The organism is uncultured Allobosea sp. (genome assembly GCF_945956895.1).
Lineage (GTDB): Bacteria > Pseudomonadota > Alphaproteobacteria > Rhizobiales > Beijerinckiaceae > Allobosea.
In genome coordinates, this window is sequence record NZ_CAMFJF010000027.1 from 1 (window position 1) to 13,812 (window position 13,812).

Below are 13,812 nucleotides of genomic sequence, written 5' to 3' on the forward strand. Positions count from 1 at the left end.
GACGTTCGCTCCGGCGCGGGATCGGGATGCAGTTCCGGCCATAGAGCCCGAGAATCGCCAGGACGTCCTGTGCCTGCGGGCGGCGAAGCAGCTTTTCAAACCGGGCGATGTACTTGAACCGCAGTTCCAGGGACTCGGAGCGCTCGTCGGCGTCGGGCAAGCCAGCCTCGCCCTCGATCCAGGCGCGCTGCTGCTCGGAATCGAGGAATTGGCGCAGGCCGGTGGTGCCGCGCCGAGAAGTCATGCTCACGCCATGTGCCATGTGAAGTCCATCTGAACCCGGCGCTTCGGAGGACGCATCATCGATCGGTTTCTGGTCAGGACACGTCCGTAGCCGACCACGGCACACCGCCCGGACTTGAAGACGCCATCCAGCTCCAGCCGCAGATCATAGTGTAGCCGCGTCGCGTCATGCTCCTGAATGACGAGGCGCCGGCGGTTGGACGGGGCCACGGCAATCGCGTCGCTCGGCTGCTTCGTCTTCCTGAAACCGCGCCTGGCGCGACAGGCTTGCCGCTTGCCGGCCAAGGATACGCCCTCGTCCTTCGGGGGTTGCCTCAGATGATCGGCCGGCCGCCGGTCACCGCGGTCGTCGCGCCCGAGACATGGCTGGTCACCGAACGCGCGCCTCAGAATGGCCCGATCCTGCTCTCCTGCGGCACCGCGGCGACACGATCCGCATCCTGGTACCGTTGACGGCGTCCGACGCGATCGTCGATGAAGGACTTGCCGTTCTCGAAACAGTGCTGGCCGCGTGAATGCCGCCCCGGACTTGGAAACCCCTATGCTGAAGCTGAACGATCCGTCCCTCCTGAAGTCGCAATGCCATGTCGACGGCGCCTGGATCGGCGAGGGCGTCGATGCCGTCGACAACCCTGCAACCGGCGCGGTCCTGGCCAAGGTGCCGCGCTTCGGGGAGGCCGAGACCACGGCCGCCGTCGAGGCCGCTTCGCGCGCCTTCAAGCCCTGGGCCCGCAAGAGCGCCAAGGAGCGGTCGGTCATCCTGCGGAAGTGGTTCGACCTGATCATGGCGAACCAGGAAGACCTCGCCCAGATCATGACCGCCGAGCAGGGCAAGCCGCTCACAGAATCGCGCGGCGAGGTCGCCTATGCCGCCTCCTTCGTCGAGTTCTACGCCGAAGAGGCCAAGCGCATCTATGGCGAGACCATCCCCTCGCCCTTCCCGAATTCGCGCATCATCGTCCAGAAACAGCCGGTCGGCGTCTGCGCCGCGATCACGCCCTGGAACTTCCCGGCCGCGATGATCACCCGCAAATGCGCGCCCGGGCTTGCCGCCGGCTGCACCTTCGTGGTCAAGCCGGCGCCGGACACCCCGCTGACGGCGCTCGCGCTGATGGAACTCGCCATCCGGGCCGGTTTCCCGAAGGGCGTCCTCAACATGGTCACGGGGGACGCAGTCGCGATCGGCAAGGTCATGACCGCCCATCCAGCCGTGCGCTTCATCGGCTTCACCGGTTCGACGCCGGTTGGCAAGCTCCTGATGCAACAGGCGGCCTCGACCGTGAAAAAGGTCGGGCTCGAGCTGGGCGGCAACGCGCCCTTCATCGTCTTCGACGACGCCGATGTCGACGCCGCCGTGCAGGGCGCGCTCGCGGCCAAGTTCCGCAACATGGGCCAGACCTGCGTCTGCACCAACCGTCTCTTCGTGCAGGACGGCGTCCATGACGAGTTCGTCGCCAAGTTCGCCGGCGAAGTCGCGAAGATGAAGGTCGGCAACGGCGTCGAGGTCGGCGTCGTACAGGGCCCGCTGATCAACGAGCGCGCGGTCGAGAAGGTCGAACGCCATGTCGCAGATGCGCTCAGCCACGGCGCGAAGGTCGTGGTCGGCGGCAAGCGCCATGCGCTCGGCCGCACCTTCTACGAGCCGACGGTCCTGTCCGGCGTCACCACCAGGATGCTGGTGACGAACGAGGAGACCTTCGGCCCGATCGCGCCGGTCTACCGCTTCAAGACCGAGGAGGAGGTCGTCGCCATGGCGAACGACACGCCTTTCGGCCTCGCCGCCTATTTCTACTCGAAGGATCTCGGCCGCGCGTTCCGCGTCGCCGAGGAGCTCGAATACGGCATGGTCGGCATCAACTCGGCGATCCTCGGAACCGAGGTCGCGCCCTTCGGCGGCGTCAAGGAATCCGGCCTCGGCCGCGAGGGCTCTCTGCACGGCATGGATGAGTTCGTCGAGATCAAATACATGCTGATGGGCGGGCTGGGAGGCTGATCGATCGGCACAGCTTCGCCACGCGCCTGCTGGAGCGGAAGAGCGATACCAGGGTGGTCCAGGCAGGTGCTGCTCGGTCACAGGAAGCGCGACCTGCCAGTTACGGCAGAGTCGCGCAACCGTGGTGCCGATCAAGCCGCGCGACTGCGCTGCGGCGGTATGCTGGCGGAAGCGGGCATGCGATTCCCGTCCTGTGTCCGGAAGGCAGAGACGAGGTGGCTCAAGCGCTCGATCTGCGTCAGCAGCGAACGGGCTGAGACAGCGCTCTGCTCGGCGAGAGCCGCATTGCGCTGAGTGATCTCGTCCATATGGCTGACCGTTTGGCTCATCTCGTCGATACCATTGGCCTGCTCGCTGGCGGCTGCCGCAATCTCGTTGACAGTGCCGGAGACGCGCAGCGAGGCATCGACGATCTTCTCCAGCGTCTCGCCGGCGAGCCTGACCAGCCGAACGCCTTCCGTCACCTCCGCATCGGAGGAGCCGATCAGGCCTGTGATGTCCTTGGCCGCGGCCGCAGAACGCTGCGCGAGTGCGCGAACTTCAGCCGCAACGACGGCGAAGCCACGCCCGGCATCGCCGGCGCGAGCCGCTTCCACCGCCGCGTTGAGCGCCAGGAGGTTGGTCTGGAAGGCGATGCCGTCGATCACGCTGGTGATCTCGGAAATCTTCTCAGAGGCGCCTTCGATACGGGCCATCGCCTCGATTGCATCCCGGACAATATCGCCGCCGGTGCGCGCCACCGCCGTTGCCTCGTCCGCGAGGGCCGAGGATTCGCGCGAGGACTGGGCCGAAGTCTTCACCGAAGCTGCCAGCTCTTCGGTCGTCGCCGCGGTTTCCTCGAGAGCCGAGGCCTGCTCCTCGGTACGCGCCGAGAGATTGGCCGCGCCGTCATTGATCTCCTGCGAGGAGCTGGCGATCGTGGTCGAGGTCGCCTTGATGGTCGCGACCATGTTGCCGAGCCGTTCCATCGCGTCGTTGAAGTGATCGCGGATCTGGACGTATTCGGAGGGGATGTCCTGTGCGATGCGGAAGGTGAGGTCGCCATTCGCCAGCGCGGCCATGCCTTCGCTGACCAAGGCCACAGCCTTCTCGCGCTCGACCGCCTTCGCCTGCTCAACGGCGCGCGCCTCTGCCTCCACCTTCAGGCGGGCCGACTCCGACGCTTCCAGGTAGACGGAGATGGCATAGTCCATATCAAGCAGCGCAGCCTTGACGATCGCGCCAATCTCCGCCGACCGCTCTGCCGCGCCCGGCAGTTTGGAACCGAACGTCCCCTTTGGCCAACGCGCCTCCAGCACCTTGGCAATCACCTGCGAGAGCAGCAGCGCGTAGCCGCCGATATACCAGCGCGGCTCCAGCCCGATCCTGGCGTGGACCTGGCCGACGCGCGTGACCGCCGCGACGTAATCCTGGTCGAACTCTCCCTTGGCGATCCGGTCCCAGTGCGAGATCTGCCGGCTCTTGGCGCCGTCGATCTGGCTTTGACTGCCGAAGAAGGCTCGGGTCTCGGGATAGGCCTTTACCTGTGCGTAGAAGGCATCGAGCGCGCCGGGCAGCGCCTCGACGATCGTCTTCTCCACGTCGCGGATTCGCTGCTGCGCATCCGCTCCGAGTTCCATGAAATCAAGTCGTCGCGCGAGATCATCGGAGGCCGTCATCAAATGTCTCCCCAATGCACCCACTCGTTGAGCGGGATAACGTCAACGAACTCTAGGGATACACATTTAAAGTTTGTATAATTAGGGATAACGATCTGTGGTGACCCCGCCCTTCACCCTTTGGCCCATGCAGAGCCCGACCAACTATCGGCACGAGCCGAACAATATCGCACTGGCTCCGTAGTCCGGCTAGCGTGGCTTTCCACTGAGTTGGCTGATGTTGCTTGTTCTAACCTGTGCTTCCAGAAGCGACCCGACCTCCAGAGCCAATAGCTGAAGATCGATCGCAGCTTCGTGGATGGCCTCAGCGGCGAGCCCGGCGCCAGATCGCCGTCTTTGCCGCCTCAATCGGAGCCGCTGGACTAGGAGCGGCCCTGCTCTGGAGCGCGGCGCCGCGCGACGACGCCAATCACAAACCCAGGTCGTAGAGGATTTCCGGCGCCGGGGGCGAAAGCATAGCCCCGCTCCGCGATCGAATGCAGAGGCCCGCCCTGCCGCCCCAAGCCTCAAAGCCGTGGCCCGAGGACGACGCCTACAAGCCTGCGGGCAATGGCCATAAACCCGCCCTTAACCTCGATCGGTCATTTCGTTGAACTCGTTAATGGCTTCGCGCGGGCTGTCCCTGCTGCGGCGCGAGGGTGACAAACCATGCGGCTGATCGTCGGCACAATCATCGTCTTCGTCTGCGTCTTCGGCAGCTACGCGGCGATGGGTGGCCATCTCGAGGTCCTTTGGCAGCCGTTCGAGTTCGTTATCATCCTCGGTGCAGCGATCGGCGCCTTCGTCATCGGCAACCCCGCGCCGGTGCTCAAGGCCGTGCCCGCCATGCTCGGCACGCTCATGAAAGGTCCCAAGTACAAGCAGGACAGCTATGTCGAACTGCTGGGGATGCAGTATTCATTGTACAAATTTGTGAAGCAGAAGGGCATGCTCGCGGTCGAGGAGCACATTGAAAACCCGAGCGCGTCGACGCTGTTCAACGCCTTCCCGACTTTTGCAGCGAACCATCATGCGGTCGAGTTCGTCTGCGACTACATGCGCATGCTGACGATGGGCGCCAACAACGTCCACGAGATAGACGCTCTCATGGGCGAGGAGCTGGAGACGCACCACCAGGAGCAGGAGCGTATCGTTGCGGCCATGCAGTCGCTCGCCGACGGAACACCGGCGCTCGGCATCGTCGCCGCCGTGCTCGGCGTGATCAAGACGATGGGGGCGATCACCGAGCCGCCGGAGGTGCTGGGACATCTGATCGGCGGCGCGCTCGTCGGCACCTTCTTCGGCGTCTTCGTCGCTTACGGCTTCTTCGGGCCCATGGCGCAGTCGCTCAAGGGCACCTTCGAGGCGGAATCCAAATACTTCCTTTCACTCAAGGCGGGGCTCCTCGCTCATATCAGCGGCCAACCGCCGGTGATGGCGGTGGAATTTGCCCGCAAGGCCCTGATGAGCGACGTCCGCCCGACCTTCAGCGAAGTGGAAGCGGCGACCGCCAATCTGGCCGCCTAAATCTGACCCGATCTCCAGTAGGGACACGATGACCAAGCCCACCCAGCCGATCATCATCAAGAAGGTCAAGAAGGCCGCTCATGCGCACCATGGCGGGGCCTGGAAGATCGCCTATGCGGACTTCGTGACTGCCATGATGGCGTTCTTTCTGCTGATGTGGCTGATCAGCATGACGACGCAGGAGCAGAAGGTCGGATTGGCGGAATATTTCGCACCGGCAGCTCCGAGTCTTTCAAACAGTGGCGCTGGCGGCGTCCTGATGGGCAGTGCCCTAGACAAGTCGGGCAACAGGTCGTCGACGCCCCGCGACGCGGCGAGAGGCACCACCGGGCAGGATGACAAGGCGCGCCCAACCAACTCGGGCCGCGCCAGCGACCGCGAGGTCAGCCGTCCGGCCGCCGGCGTGCAGGCCAACTACGCCGCCATAGCCAGCCTTCGGCAGGCGATCCAGAGCATGCCCGAAATTGCCGAGCTGTCGCGCAACATCGTGATCGAGCCGACCAAGGAGGGCTTGAACGTTTCCCTCGTGGACGAGAACGGCCGTTCCATGTTCCCCGAAGGCTCGGTCCAGCCCTACGAGCGCACTCGTCTCGTGCTGGAGGCGCTCGCGCCCACCCTGCGCCGGCTGCCCAACCAACTGTCGGTTGCCGGCCACACGGCTGCCGCGGGCCCTGGCTCGGTGCAGGCCGTCGATTCCTGGAGCCTCACCGCCGGGCGAGCGCTCGCCGTGCGCGAGATCCTGTCGGGTGCCGGGCTCCCCAGCAGCCGCTTCGTTTCCGTGGTGGGACGCGCCGACACCGAGCCGCTCTTCGTCGACAATCCCTACATCCCGCCGAACCGGCGGGTGACGATCACGCTGCTCAATGCGGAGCCGCCGCTGCCCCCGGGCGTCATTCCCTGACGACACGGCGCCTCGGCCGCCTCGGAGACCGTTCGAGATTGAGCTCAGCGGTTGACGACGCAAGAAGCTGACCATTGCGGCGTGGATCATGGCCTCGGAGGCGTCGATGTGCCGCGCGAAATCACGGACCGGGCCAGACATATCCGCGAACACGTATGTGATCGACATTGCGTTATAATTTTAACGTATAATGGCTTCTCTGGGAGCGGTCTCAGCTCTCGTGGAACGACGTCGTTGAACGATCGAACGCCAAGATTACGATGACGAATCTCGTTCATCGTCGATCAAGATGCGCTCAGCCGCTCCGCTAAGGTCATCATACTGGCCACTGCGAAGCGACCACAAGAAGGCGGCAAGAGCCGCTCCGCCCAGTAGCAGCGCCAACGGGATCAGGAAAACGAGACTGCTCATTCAGCCGGTTCCTGGGCCGCGAACCTTCCAGTCGGTTGCGAGCTGGCGTTAGCAGGCACCAGTGCCCTCCCCGCGTCAAGGCGCAGGGCGTTCGCGACGACGAGAATCGAAGACAGCGACATGGCGAGCGCCGCGATCAGCGGCGTGACATAGCCGGCGATCGCGACCGGCAGGGCCAGCGCGTTGTAGAGGATCGCGAGCACGAAATTCTGCCGCACCAGCCGGCCGGCGGCCCGCGCCACGGCGACCGCCGTCGGCACAGCATCGAGCCCATCATGCAGGAAGACGAAATCCGCGGCGTTGCGGCCGATATCGGCAGCCGAGGCCGGCGCCATCGAGGCATGCGCAGCCGTCAGCGCCGGGGCATCGTTGAGGCCATCACCGACCATCAAGACCTTGCGCCCCTCAGCCGCCAGCGCAGCAAGGCGCTCGACCTTCCCAGCCGGCAGCAGCCCGGCTGAGACGTCGTCGATGCCGAGCCTGCCGGCGATCGGTTGCACGGCCTCCGAGCGATCGCCGGAGAGCAGCATGATCGCGAGGGCATTCCCGCGCAGGGCATCGACAGCAGCGCGAGCCTGCGGACGGAGCGTCTCGGTGAAGGCGAAGCGGGCCACGAGGCCCCCGTCGCGGCTCAGCACTGTACCGCTCTCCGCATCAGGCTGCTCTGCCGGGAGGGCCCATTCGGCCCGCCCGAGACGATAGAGATGGCCGTCCAGTTCAGCCTCGATGCCGAAGCCGGGCTGCTCCCGGACCTCCCTGAGAGCCAAAGCTCCCTCCGGCGCTGCTGCCGCGATGGCGCGCGAGAGCGGATGGCTCGAACGCCGCGCGACCGCCGCCGCGATGGCCAGCTCTCGGGCCGGAATCGCTGCGGGGTCGACCAGGCGCGGCTGGCCGTAGGTCAGCGTGCCCGTCTTGTCGAAGGCGACCGTATCGATCTCCGCGATCCGCTCGATGGCCGAGCCGTCCTTGACCATGATTCCGGCCTCGAACAGGCGCCGCGACGCCACCACCTGCACGATCGGCACGGCCAAGCCCAGTGCGCAGGGGCAAGTGATGATCAGCACGGCGATGGCGATGGTGATCGCGCGATGCCAGTCACCGGTCGCGGCCATCCAGCCGAGGAAGGCGATAAGCGCGGTTGCATGGACGACCGGCGAATAGAGCGCCGCTGCCCGGTCGGCGATGCGCCGATAGCGGGCACGGCCGCCTTCCGCCGCCTCCATCAGCCGAACCATCTCGGCAAGGAAGGAGCTTTCGGCCTTGGCCGTGGCGCGGATCGTCAGTGGGCCGGAGAGATTGAGCGTCCCCGCTTGGACCGGCATGCCCGGCGATACGGATCGCGGTGCACTCTCGCCGGTGGCGATGGCGCAGTCGAGCTCGGAGGCCCCCTCCTCCACGACGCCGTCGACGGGCACGCGCTCGCCGGCGGTCAGCGCGATCCACATGCCCGGTGCGATCTCCGCCAGCGGCAGATAGGTCCGCCCGCCATCTGCATCGAGCACGGTCGCGCCGCGCGGCGCCAGCCGCATCAGGCCACGCACGGCGGCGCGCGCCTTCTCATGCATGAGGTGGTCGAGGGTTCGGCCGATCAGCAGGAAGAAGATCAGCGAGGTTGCCGCGTCGAAATAGGCATGCGGCCCGTCATGGATCGTATCGTAGAGACTGAGAGCGAAGGCGAGGCAGATGCCGATCGAGATCGGCACGTCCATATTGGTGCGCCCGTGCCGCAGCACCGCCCAGGCCGAGGCGAAGAAAATGCGGCCCGAATAGATCAGGCAGGGCAAGGCCAGCGCGCCCGAGATCCAGTGGAAGGCCTGCCGCGTCTCGGGCTCCGCCCCCGACCAGACCGAGACCGAGAGCAGCATGATGTTCATGGCGCAGAAGCCGGCGACCGCCAGCGCCCGGATCAGCCGGTCGCGATCGGGATCGTTGCCGTCCGCCTCGCTCTCGAAGAGATGACCGGGATAGCCGAGTCCGGCAAGCGCCGTCAGCAGCTCCGGCGCCTCCTCGCCCCGCCATTGCACGGCGACGCGGCGGGTCGAGAGATTGACGCGTACCTGCGCGACGCCCGGCAGCCGGGCAAGCCCGGTCTCGACCGCCCGGATGCAGGCGGCGCAATGCAGGCCGGGCACGGACAGGTCGCTCTGCCGCAGGTCATTGCCGAGATCGCGGCTGGCGAGGCGGATTTCCTGCCGCGCGGCGGACGGGTCGGGCGCGCCGTCCGGAGCCGGCAGCGGCGCGCAGCAGCTCACCTGAGCGACCGGTAGCTGTGCCAGGTCGCGTGGCCGAGCAGCGGGAAGACCACGATCAGCCCGATAAGCCCGGTCGCGACAGCGACGAGGAACAGGGCGAGCACGATCGCACCCCAGGCGAGCATCACCGGCAGGTTGTTCCAGACCATCGAGATGCTGGTGCCCATCGCGGTGAACGCATCGACACGCTCGTCGAGCAGCATCGGGATCGCGAAGGCGCTGATGGCGAAGGAGAAGGCCGCGAACAATCCGCCGACCACGGTGCCGACCAGCAGCATCGCCCAGCCGATCGGCGTCCCGAACAGCATCGCGGCGACGTCATGGAGGCCCGGGAACGGCCGCAGACCGAAGAACAGCGCGTAGATGATGACGGCCGCGCGCATCCAGACCAGCATCAGCAGCGACAGGATCGCGCCGGTATACCAGACCTGCCCGCCGGAAGCCGCCTTGACGAAGATCATCCGGGAGAGGCTGATCGGCTCACCTTGCTCGATCGCGCGGCTTTTCTGGTAGAGCCCGATCGCCAGGAGCGGCCCCATCACCATGAACCCGGCCAGCGCCGGGAACAGGATGTAGTCGAGCCCGAGCCGGAACAGCCCCCAGACGATGATGGCGGAAACCGCGAAGACCGCGAGCCCGTAGAGCAGGCTTGGCGCCGGCTGGCGCCAGAGGTCGCGCCAGCCCGCCCCGAGCCAGGACAAGGCCGCGCCCGCCGGCAGGTTGCGCCGCCGCTGGGCGGAGAGAGGCAGCGGCATCTCCTGGCCGTTCCCGATCGCACCCATGTGCTCCTCCTCCTTCAGCAGGACGGACGGGCGGCGCGGAATCCGCCCGCCTCGCCCGCCGATTTCGCATGCGGCACACAGGCCGGCTGCGAGCCGACCGCGACATAGACCAGATGGGCGTTGGCGAGGATGAGCCCGCCCGCCAACACGCCGGCGAACGTCAGCCAGAAGGCCTTCCGCCCGCTGCGCCGCCGTGCTTCGCCGTCGGCCGGAACGCTCATCGCTTCGCCTCGCCGAGCGTGCCGACATAGAGCGCCAGCAGCTTGATGTCGGTCGGCGAGAGGCGCCCTTCCCAGCTCGGCATATGGCCCTGCCGTCCACCATGGATGCTGTTGACGACCGATTGCAGGTCCCCGCCATAGATCCAGTTGGCATCGGTCAGGTCCGGGGCACCGAGATCCTGCTGGCCCTTGGCGTTTTCGCCATGGCAAGCGACGCAATTCGCCGCGTAGACTTCCTTGCCGGCCGGCACGCGCGCCTGCTCCGCCTCGCCCAGCTTCTGACCCGAGAGCGAGCGAACGTAAGCAGCGACGGCGAGCACCTGCTCACGCTGGAGAATGCCGTCGCGGCCGAAGGCCATCATCTGCGCGGTGCGCGTATCCTTGGCCGTGCCGTTGATGCCGACGCGGATCGTCTGCGCGATGGCCTCCGGGCTGCCACCCCAGAGCCAGGAGCCGGCGGCGAGATTGGGGAAGCCCGGCCCGCCCTTCCCTTGCACGCCATGGCAGACGGCGCAGTTATCCTCGAAGAGCGTGCGGCCGGTATCGCGGACATGGCGCATCACAGCCGGATCGGCGGCGATCTCGGCAAAGGAGGCCTTGTCGAGCTTTGCGGTCCAGCTCGCCCGCTCGGCCGCGGCATCGCGCACCTGCTCGGCCACGACCTTGCGCTGGTCGATGCCCAGCAGCCCCTTGGTATAGGTCACGCCCAGCGGCCAGGCCGGCATCAGAAGCCAATAGCCGATCGCGAACAGGGTCGCAGCGCCCAGGAAGAACAGCACCACGCGCGGAATCGGCGTATCGAGCTCCTCGATGCCGTTCCATTCATGGCCGGTCGTCATCGTCCCCGTGACCGGATCGCGCGTTGCATCTGCCATCGCTCAGTCCCCCGGCCTGTCGTCCTTGTCGAAGATACTTGTCTTGGCCCGGTCGAAGCGTTTCCGATTCGAAGGCCACAGGGCGTAGATCAGCACGCCGATCGCCATGGCCACGAGGTAGAACAGCCCCCAGCTCTTGGCGAAACCGACCAGCGAATGATGATCGACGTCCATCGTCTCACTTCTCCGCCGCAGCCGCCTGTTTCTGCGCGGCGTCCGTCAGGCGGCCAAGCACCTGGAGATAGGCGACAACGGCATCCATCTCGGTCAACCGGCCCGGCTCGCCATCGAAGGCGCGCACGTTCGTCGCCTCGCCATAGCGTTCTGTGACGCCGCCGGCATAGGGGCTGTCAGGGCTCGCCTGGCCATAGGCGTCGGCGCTGGCATTGGCGACCTGGGCGTCGGTATAGGGCACGCCGACCGTCCTCTGCGCGGCGAGATGACGGCCGAGATCCTCGGTCTTCAATTCATTGCGCAGCAGCCAGCCATATTTCGGCATCACCGATTGCGGGACGACATCGCGCGGATTGTAGAGATGCGCGACATGCCAGGCATCGGAATACTTGCCTCCGAGCCGCGCGAGATCCGGCCCCGTGCGTTTCGAACCCCAGAGCATCGGATGATCGTATTTCGACTCGACCGCCAGGGAATACGGCCCGTAGCGCTCAACCTCGTCGCGCAGCGTCCGGATCATCTGGCTGTGACAGGCGTAGCAGCCCTCGCGGATATAGATGTTGCGCCCGGCCAGCTCGAGCGGCGTGTAGACGCGCATGTCCGGCGCCTTCTCGACCGTCTCGCCAATGGTGAACAGCGGCGCGATCTCGACGAAGCCGCCGATCGCGGAAACGCCGATGATGGCGAGCACGAAGCCGATCGCGTTGCGTTCGAGCTTGCGGTGAAAGAACTCGCGCATCGGCTTACTCCCCCGCCTGGAGGGTTGCGCCTGCGCCCCGCAGCACCGGCAGATCGATATCGCCGGCGCCCGCGGCGGCCTGCGAGCGCGACATCCGGATCGTCATCCAGACATTGTAGGAGGCGACGATCGCGCCGAGCAGGAACAAGAGCCCGCCTACGGTGCGCGCGATGTAATAGGGATGCATCGCCACGACGCTGTCGATGAAGGAATAGGCCAGCGTGCCGCTGTCATTGTAGGTGCGCCACATCAGGCCCTGGATGATGCCCGAATTCCACATCGCGAAGACGTAGATGATGGTTCCCGACAGGGCGAGCCAGAAATGCACCTCGATCAGCTTGGGCGAGTACATCCGCTCGACCTTCCACATCCACGGCACCAGCGCATAGAGCGAGCCGAAGGTGATCATCGCTACCCAGCCGAGCGCACCGGCATGAACGTGACCGATGGTCCAATCGGTGTAGTGCGAGAGCGAATTCACCGCCCGGATCGCCATGAACGAGCCTTCGAAGGTCGAGAGCCCGTAGAACACGGCGGCGACCATCATGAAGCGCAGCGTCGCGTCGTCGCGCACCTTGCCCCAGGCGCCGTTCAGCGTCGCCAGTGCGTTGCCGGCCGAGGCCCAGGACGGCACCAGCAGCACGACCGAGAAGGTCATGCCCAGCGTCTGCACCCATTGCGGCAGCGCCGTGTAGTGCAGATGGTGCGAGCCCGCCCACATATACATGAAGGTGATGCCCCAGAAGCTGATGATCGACAGCCTGTAGGAGAAGATCGGCCGCCCCGCCCGCTTCGGCAGGTAGTAGTACATCATCCCGAGGAAGCCGGAGGTCAGGAAGAAGGCGACCGCGTTGTGGCCGTACCACCACTGCGTCATCGCATCCTGCACGCCGGAGAACAGCGAATAGCTCTTGGCCTCGCCGAAGGAGACCGGCACCGCCAGGTTGTTGACGATGTGCAGCACCGCCACGACCAGGATGAAGGCCATGTAGTACCAGTTGGCGACGTAGATATGCGGCTCCTTCCGCCGCTGCAGCGTGCGGATATAGAGCAGGAAATAGGTCACCCAGACGATGACGAGCCAGAGATCGGCATACCACTCAGGCTCGGCATATTCCTTCGACTGGGTGATGCCCATGAAGTAGCCGCTGGCGGCCAGCACGCAGAACAGATTGTAGCCGATCAGCACGAACCAGGGGCTGAACTGGTCGGGCAGGCGCGCCCGCGTCGTCCGTTGCAGGACGTGGAACGAGGTCGCGATCAGCGCGTTGCCGCCGAAGCCGAAGATCACGCCGGAGGTATGGACCGGCCGGATGCGGCCGAAGCTCGCCCAAGCGGCATCGAAGGTGAGGTCCGGCCAGGCCAGCAGCGCCGCGACCCAGACGCCGAAGAACATGCCGACCACGGCCCAGCCAAGCGAGAGCACGATGCCGACCCGGGTCGGGTCGTCGTAATAGCGCGTCAGGCGCTCCTCGGAGGGCTCCGGCGCGAAATACTGCGACATCACGAGGCCGATGAGGCCGAGCCCGAACAGCAGGACGATGACGCCGTGGACCCCGAACAGATCGTCGCGGCCAGCGATCGCCATGGCGAGTCCGCACAGCGCCAGGGCCGCCGAGATGGCAATGGCGCGCTGCCGCTCCGCTACAGTGAGTGCCGCAATCATCGCTCCCCCTCCCCGTAGCCGGCGCGGGCCGACAGACTCAGGCTTTCGCGATCGGTATCGCACGAAAGAGCCATATCAGATACCCAATTTGCCGACGAGCAGGTCGGACAAAATGCCGTAGCCGATCAAGAGCCGGCCAATCCCTCTATCGCCTGTTTCGCTCTGCCCGCTTGGTGGCCTTCTGAATCGCTGACGCAACGCCGCTGCTTGGCAGCGGCGTTGCTCGATGCCGCAGAACCCGGATCGATCAGCCCGGACACGTCGCCGGCTTGTTTGCCGAAGCGCAAAGAGGCGCCCCGCCTCGCCCGATAAGACCCGTCTTCCCAGCCCCCAGCGGCGGGTCAAGAGCCGGCGGTGCCGGCGCCGCCTCCCGAAGGCGCAACGGAAGGGT

General features: G+C 66.0%; 12 protein-coding genes and 3 pseudogenes. 4 read left to right on the plus strand and 11 right to left on the minus strand.

Annotation, left to right across the window (positions count from 1 at the left end):
* Positions 1–262 (minus strand): annotated as a pseudogene (locus Q0Q02_RS15015) (hypothetical protein); the annotation flags it as partial.
* A gap of 92 nt (positions 263–354) precedes the next feature.
* A pseudogene (locus tag Q0Q02_RS15020) lies at positions 355–528 on the minus strand (DNA polymerase LigD); the annotation flags it as partial.
* An 84-nt stretch (positions 529–612) separates the two neighbouring features.
* Between Q0Q02_RS15020 and Q0Q02_RS23825 the strand changes: the two are divergent.
* Together Q0Q02_RS23825 and Q0Q02_RS15030 are read left to right on the plus strand one after the other, a co-directional pair.
* Positions 613–758, plus strand: a pseudogene (locus Q0Q02_RS23825) (4-aminobutyrate--2-oxoglutarate transaminase); the annotation flags it as partial.
* Positions 759–784: 26 nt separating this feature from the next.
* On the plus strand, positions 785–2,236 hold the full coding sequence (locus Q0Q02_RS15030) for an NAD-dependent succinate-semialdehyde dehydrogenase (protein WP_293810553.1): 1,452 nt from the start codon (positions 785–787) through the stop codon (positions 2,234–2,236).
* A gap of 131 nt (positions 2,237–2,367) precedes the next feature.
* Here Q0Q02_RS15030 and Q0Q02_RS15035 read toward each other — a convergent pair whose 3' ends face one another.
* Positions 2,368–3,894 (minus strand): globin-coupled sensor protein, encoded by a 1,527-nt coding sequence (locus Q0Q02_RS15035; RefSeq protein ID WP_293810554.1) that lies wholly within the window; start codon positions 3,892–3,894, stop codon positions 2,368–2,370.
* Positions 3,895–4,542: 648 nt separating this feature from the next.
* On the opposite strand from Q0Q02_RS15035, the gene motA reads away from it, so the two are divergent.
* Positions 4,543–5,400 (plus strand): flagellar motor stator protein MotA, encoded by an 858-nt coding sequence (gene motA, locus Q0Q02_RS15040; protein WP_293810555.1) that lies wholly within the window; start codon positions 4,543–4,545, stop codon positions 5,398–5,400.
* A gap of 28 nt (positions 5,401–5,428) precedes the next feature.
* The gene (locus tag Q0Q02_RS15045; protein WP_293810556.1) at positions 5,429–6,301 is read left to right on the plus strand and encodes a flagellar motor protein MotB; all 873 of its coding nucleotides are present in this window, start codon (positions 5,429–5,431) and stop codon (positions 6,299–6,301) included.
* A gap of 255 nt (positions 6,302–6,556) precedes the next feature.
* Here Q0Q02_RS15045 and ccoS read toward each other — a convergent pair whose 3' ends face one another.
* From ccoS to ccoN, 8 genes are read right to left on the minus strand one after another with little or no spacing between them, the layout of a single operon-like run.
* On the minus strand, positions 6,557–6,712 hold the full coding sequence (ccoS, locus tag Q0Q02_RS15050) for a cbb3-type cytochrome oxidase assembly protein CcoS (RefSeq protein ID WP_293810557.1): 156 nt from the start codon (positions 6,710–6,712) through the stop codon (positions 6,557–6,559).
* Positions 6,709–8,964 carry a cation-translocating P-type ATPase gene (locus Q0Q02_RS15055; RefSeq protein WP_293810558.1) on the minus strand — a complete coding sequence of 752 codons (2,256 nt, stop codon included), beginning with the start codon at positions 8,962–8,964 and terminating at the stop codon, positions 6,709–6,711. The genes ccoS and Q0Q02_RS15055 overlap by 4 nt, the downstream gene beginning before the upstream one ends.
* Complete coding sequence (locus tag Q0Q02_RS15060) at positions 8,961–9,746, minus strand: DUF2189 domain-containing protein (protein WP_293810559.1); 786 nt, start codon at positions 9,744–9,746, stop codon at positions 8,961–8,963. The genes Q0Q02_RS15055 and Q0Q02_RS15060 overlap by 4 nt, the downstream gene beginning before the upstream one ends.
* A 14-nt stretch (positions 9,747–9,760) precedes the next feature.
* The gene (locus Q0Q02_RS15065) at positions 9,761–9,967 is read right to left on the minus strand and encodes a hypothetical protein (protein WP_293810560.1); all 207 of its coding nucleotides are present in this window, start codon (positions 9,965–9,967) and stop codon (positions 9,761–9,763) included.
* The gene (gene ccoP / locus Q0Q02_RS15070) at positions 9,964–10,842 is read right to left on the minus strand and encodes a cytochrome-c oxidase, cbb3-type subunit III (protein WP_293810561.1); all 879 of its coding nucleotides are present in this window, start codon (positions 10,840–10,842) and stop codon (positions 9,964–9,966) included. Before ccoP ends, Q0Q02_RS15065 begins: the two co-directional genes overlap by 4 nt.
* A gap of 3 nt (positions 10,843–10,845) precedes the next feature.
* Complete coding sequence (locus tag Q0Q02_RS15075; RefSeq protein ID WP_293810562.1) at positions 10,846–11,016, minus strand: cbb3-type cytochrome c oxidase subunit 3; 171 nt, start codon at positions 11,014–11,016, stop codon at positions 10,846–10,848.
* Positions 11,017–11,020: 4 nt separating this feature from the next.
* Positions 11,021–11,755, minus strand: coding sequence for a cytochrome-c oxidase, cbb3-type subunit II (ccoO, locus tag Q0Q02_RS15080; protein ID WP_293810563.1), 735 nt, complete (start codon positions 11,753–11,755; stop codon positions 11,021–11,023).
* A gap of 4 nt (positions 11,756–11,759) precedes the next feature.
* Entirely contained in the window at positions 11,760–13,421 is a 1,662-nt protein-coding gene (ccoN, locus tag Q0Q02_RS15085; RefSeq protein WP_293810564.1) for a cytochrome-c oxidase, cbb3-type subunit I, read from the minus strand.
* Between the last annotated feature and the right edge of the window lie 391 nt (positions 13,422–13,812).

Excerpts from the sequence above, each read along its gene's own strand:
- Q0Q02_RS15030 (WP_293810553.1), top strand. The coding sequence starts at position 785 with ATGCTGAAGCTGAACGATCCGTCCCTCCTGAAGTCGCAATGCCATGTC.
- Q0Q02_RS15035 (WP_293810554.1), bottom strand. The coding sequence starts at position 3,894 with ATGACGGCCTCCGATGATCTCGCGCGACGACTTGATTTCATGGAACTC.
- motA (WP_293810555.1), top strand. The coding sequence starts at position 4,543 with ATGCGGCTGATCGTCGGCACAATCATCGTCTTCGTCTGCGTCTTCGGC.
- Q0Q02_RS15045 (WP_293810556.1), top strand. The coding sequence starts at position 5,429 with ATGACCAAGCCCACCCAGCCGATCATCATCAAGAAGGTCAAGAAGGCC.
- ccoS (WP_293810557.1), bottom strand. The coding sequence starts at position 6,712 with ATGAGCAGTCTCGTTTTCCTGATCCCGTTGGCGCTGCTACTGGGCGGA.
- Q0Q02_RS15060 (WP_293810559.1), bottom strand. The coding sequence starts at position 9,746 with ATGGGTGCGATCGGGAACGGCCAGGAGATGCCGCTGCCTCTCTCCGCC.
- Q0Q02_RS15065 (WP_293810560.1), bottom strand. The coding sequence starts at position 9,967 with ATGAGCGTTCCGGCCGACGGCGAAGCACGGCGGCGCAGCGGGCGGAAG.
- ccoP (WP_293810561.1), bottom strand. The coding sequence starts at position 10,842 with ATGGCAGATGCAACGCGCGATCCGGTCACGGGGACGATGACGACCGGC.
- Q0Q02_RS15075 (WP_293810562.1), bottom strand. The coding sequence starts at position 11,016 with ATGGACGTCGATCATCATTCGCTGGTCGGTTTCGCCAAGAGCTGGGGG.
- ccoO (WP_293810563.1), bottom strand. The coding sequence starts at position 11,755 with ATGCGCGAGTTCTTTCACCGCAAGCTCGAACGCAACGCGATCGGCTTC.
- ccoN (WP_293810564.1), bottom strand. The coding sequence starts at position 13,421 with ATGATTGCGGCACTCACTGTAGCGGAGCGGCAGCGCGCCATTGCCATC.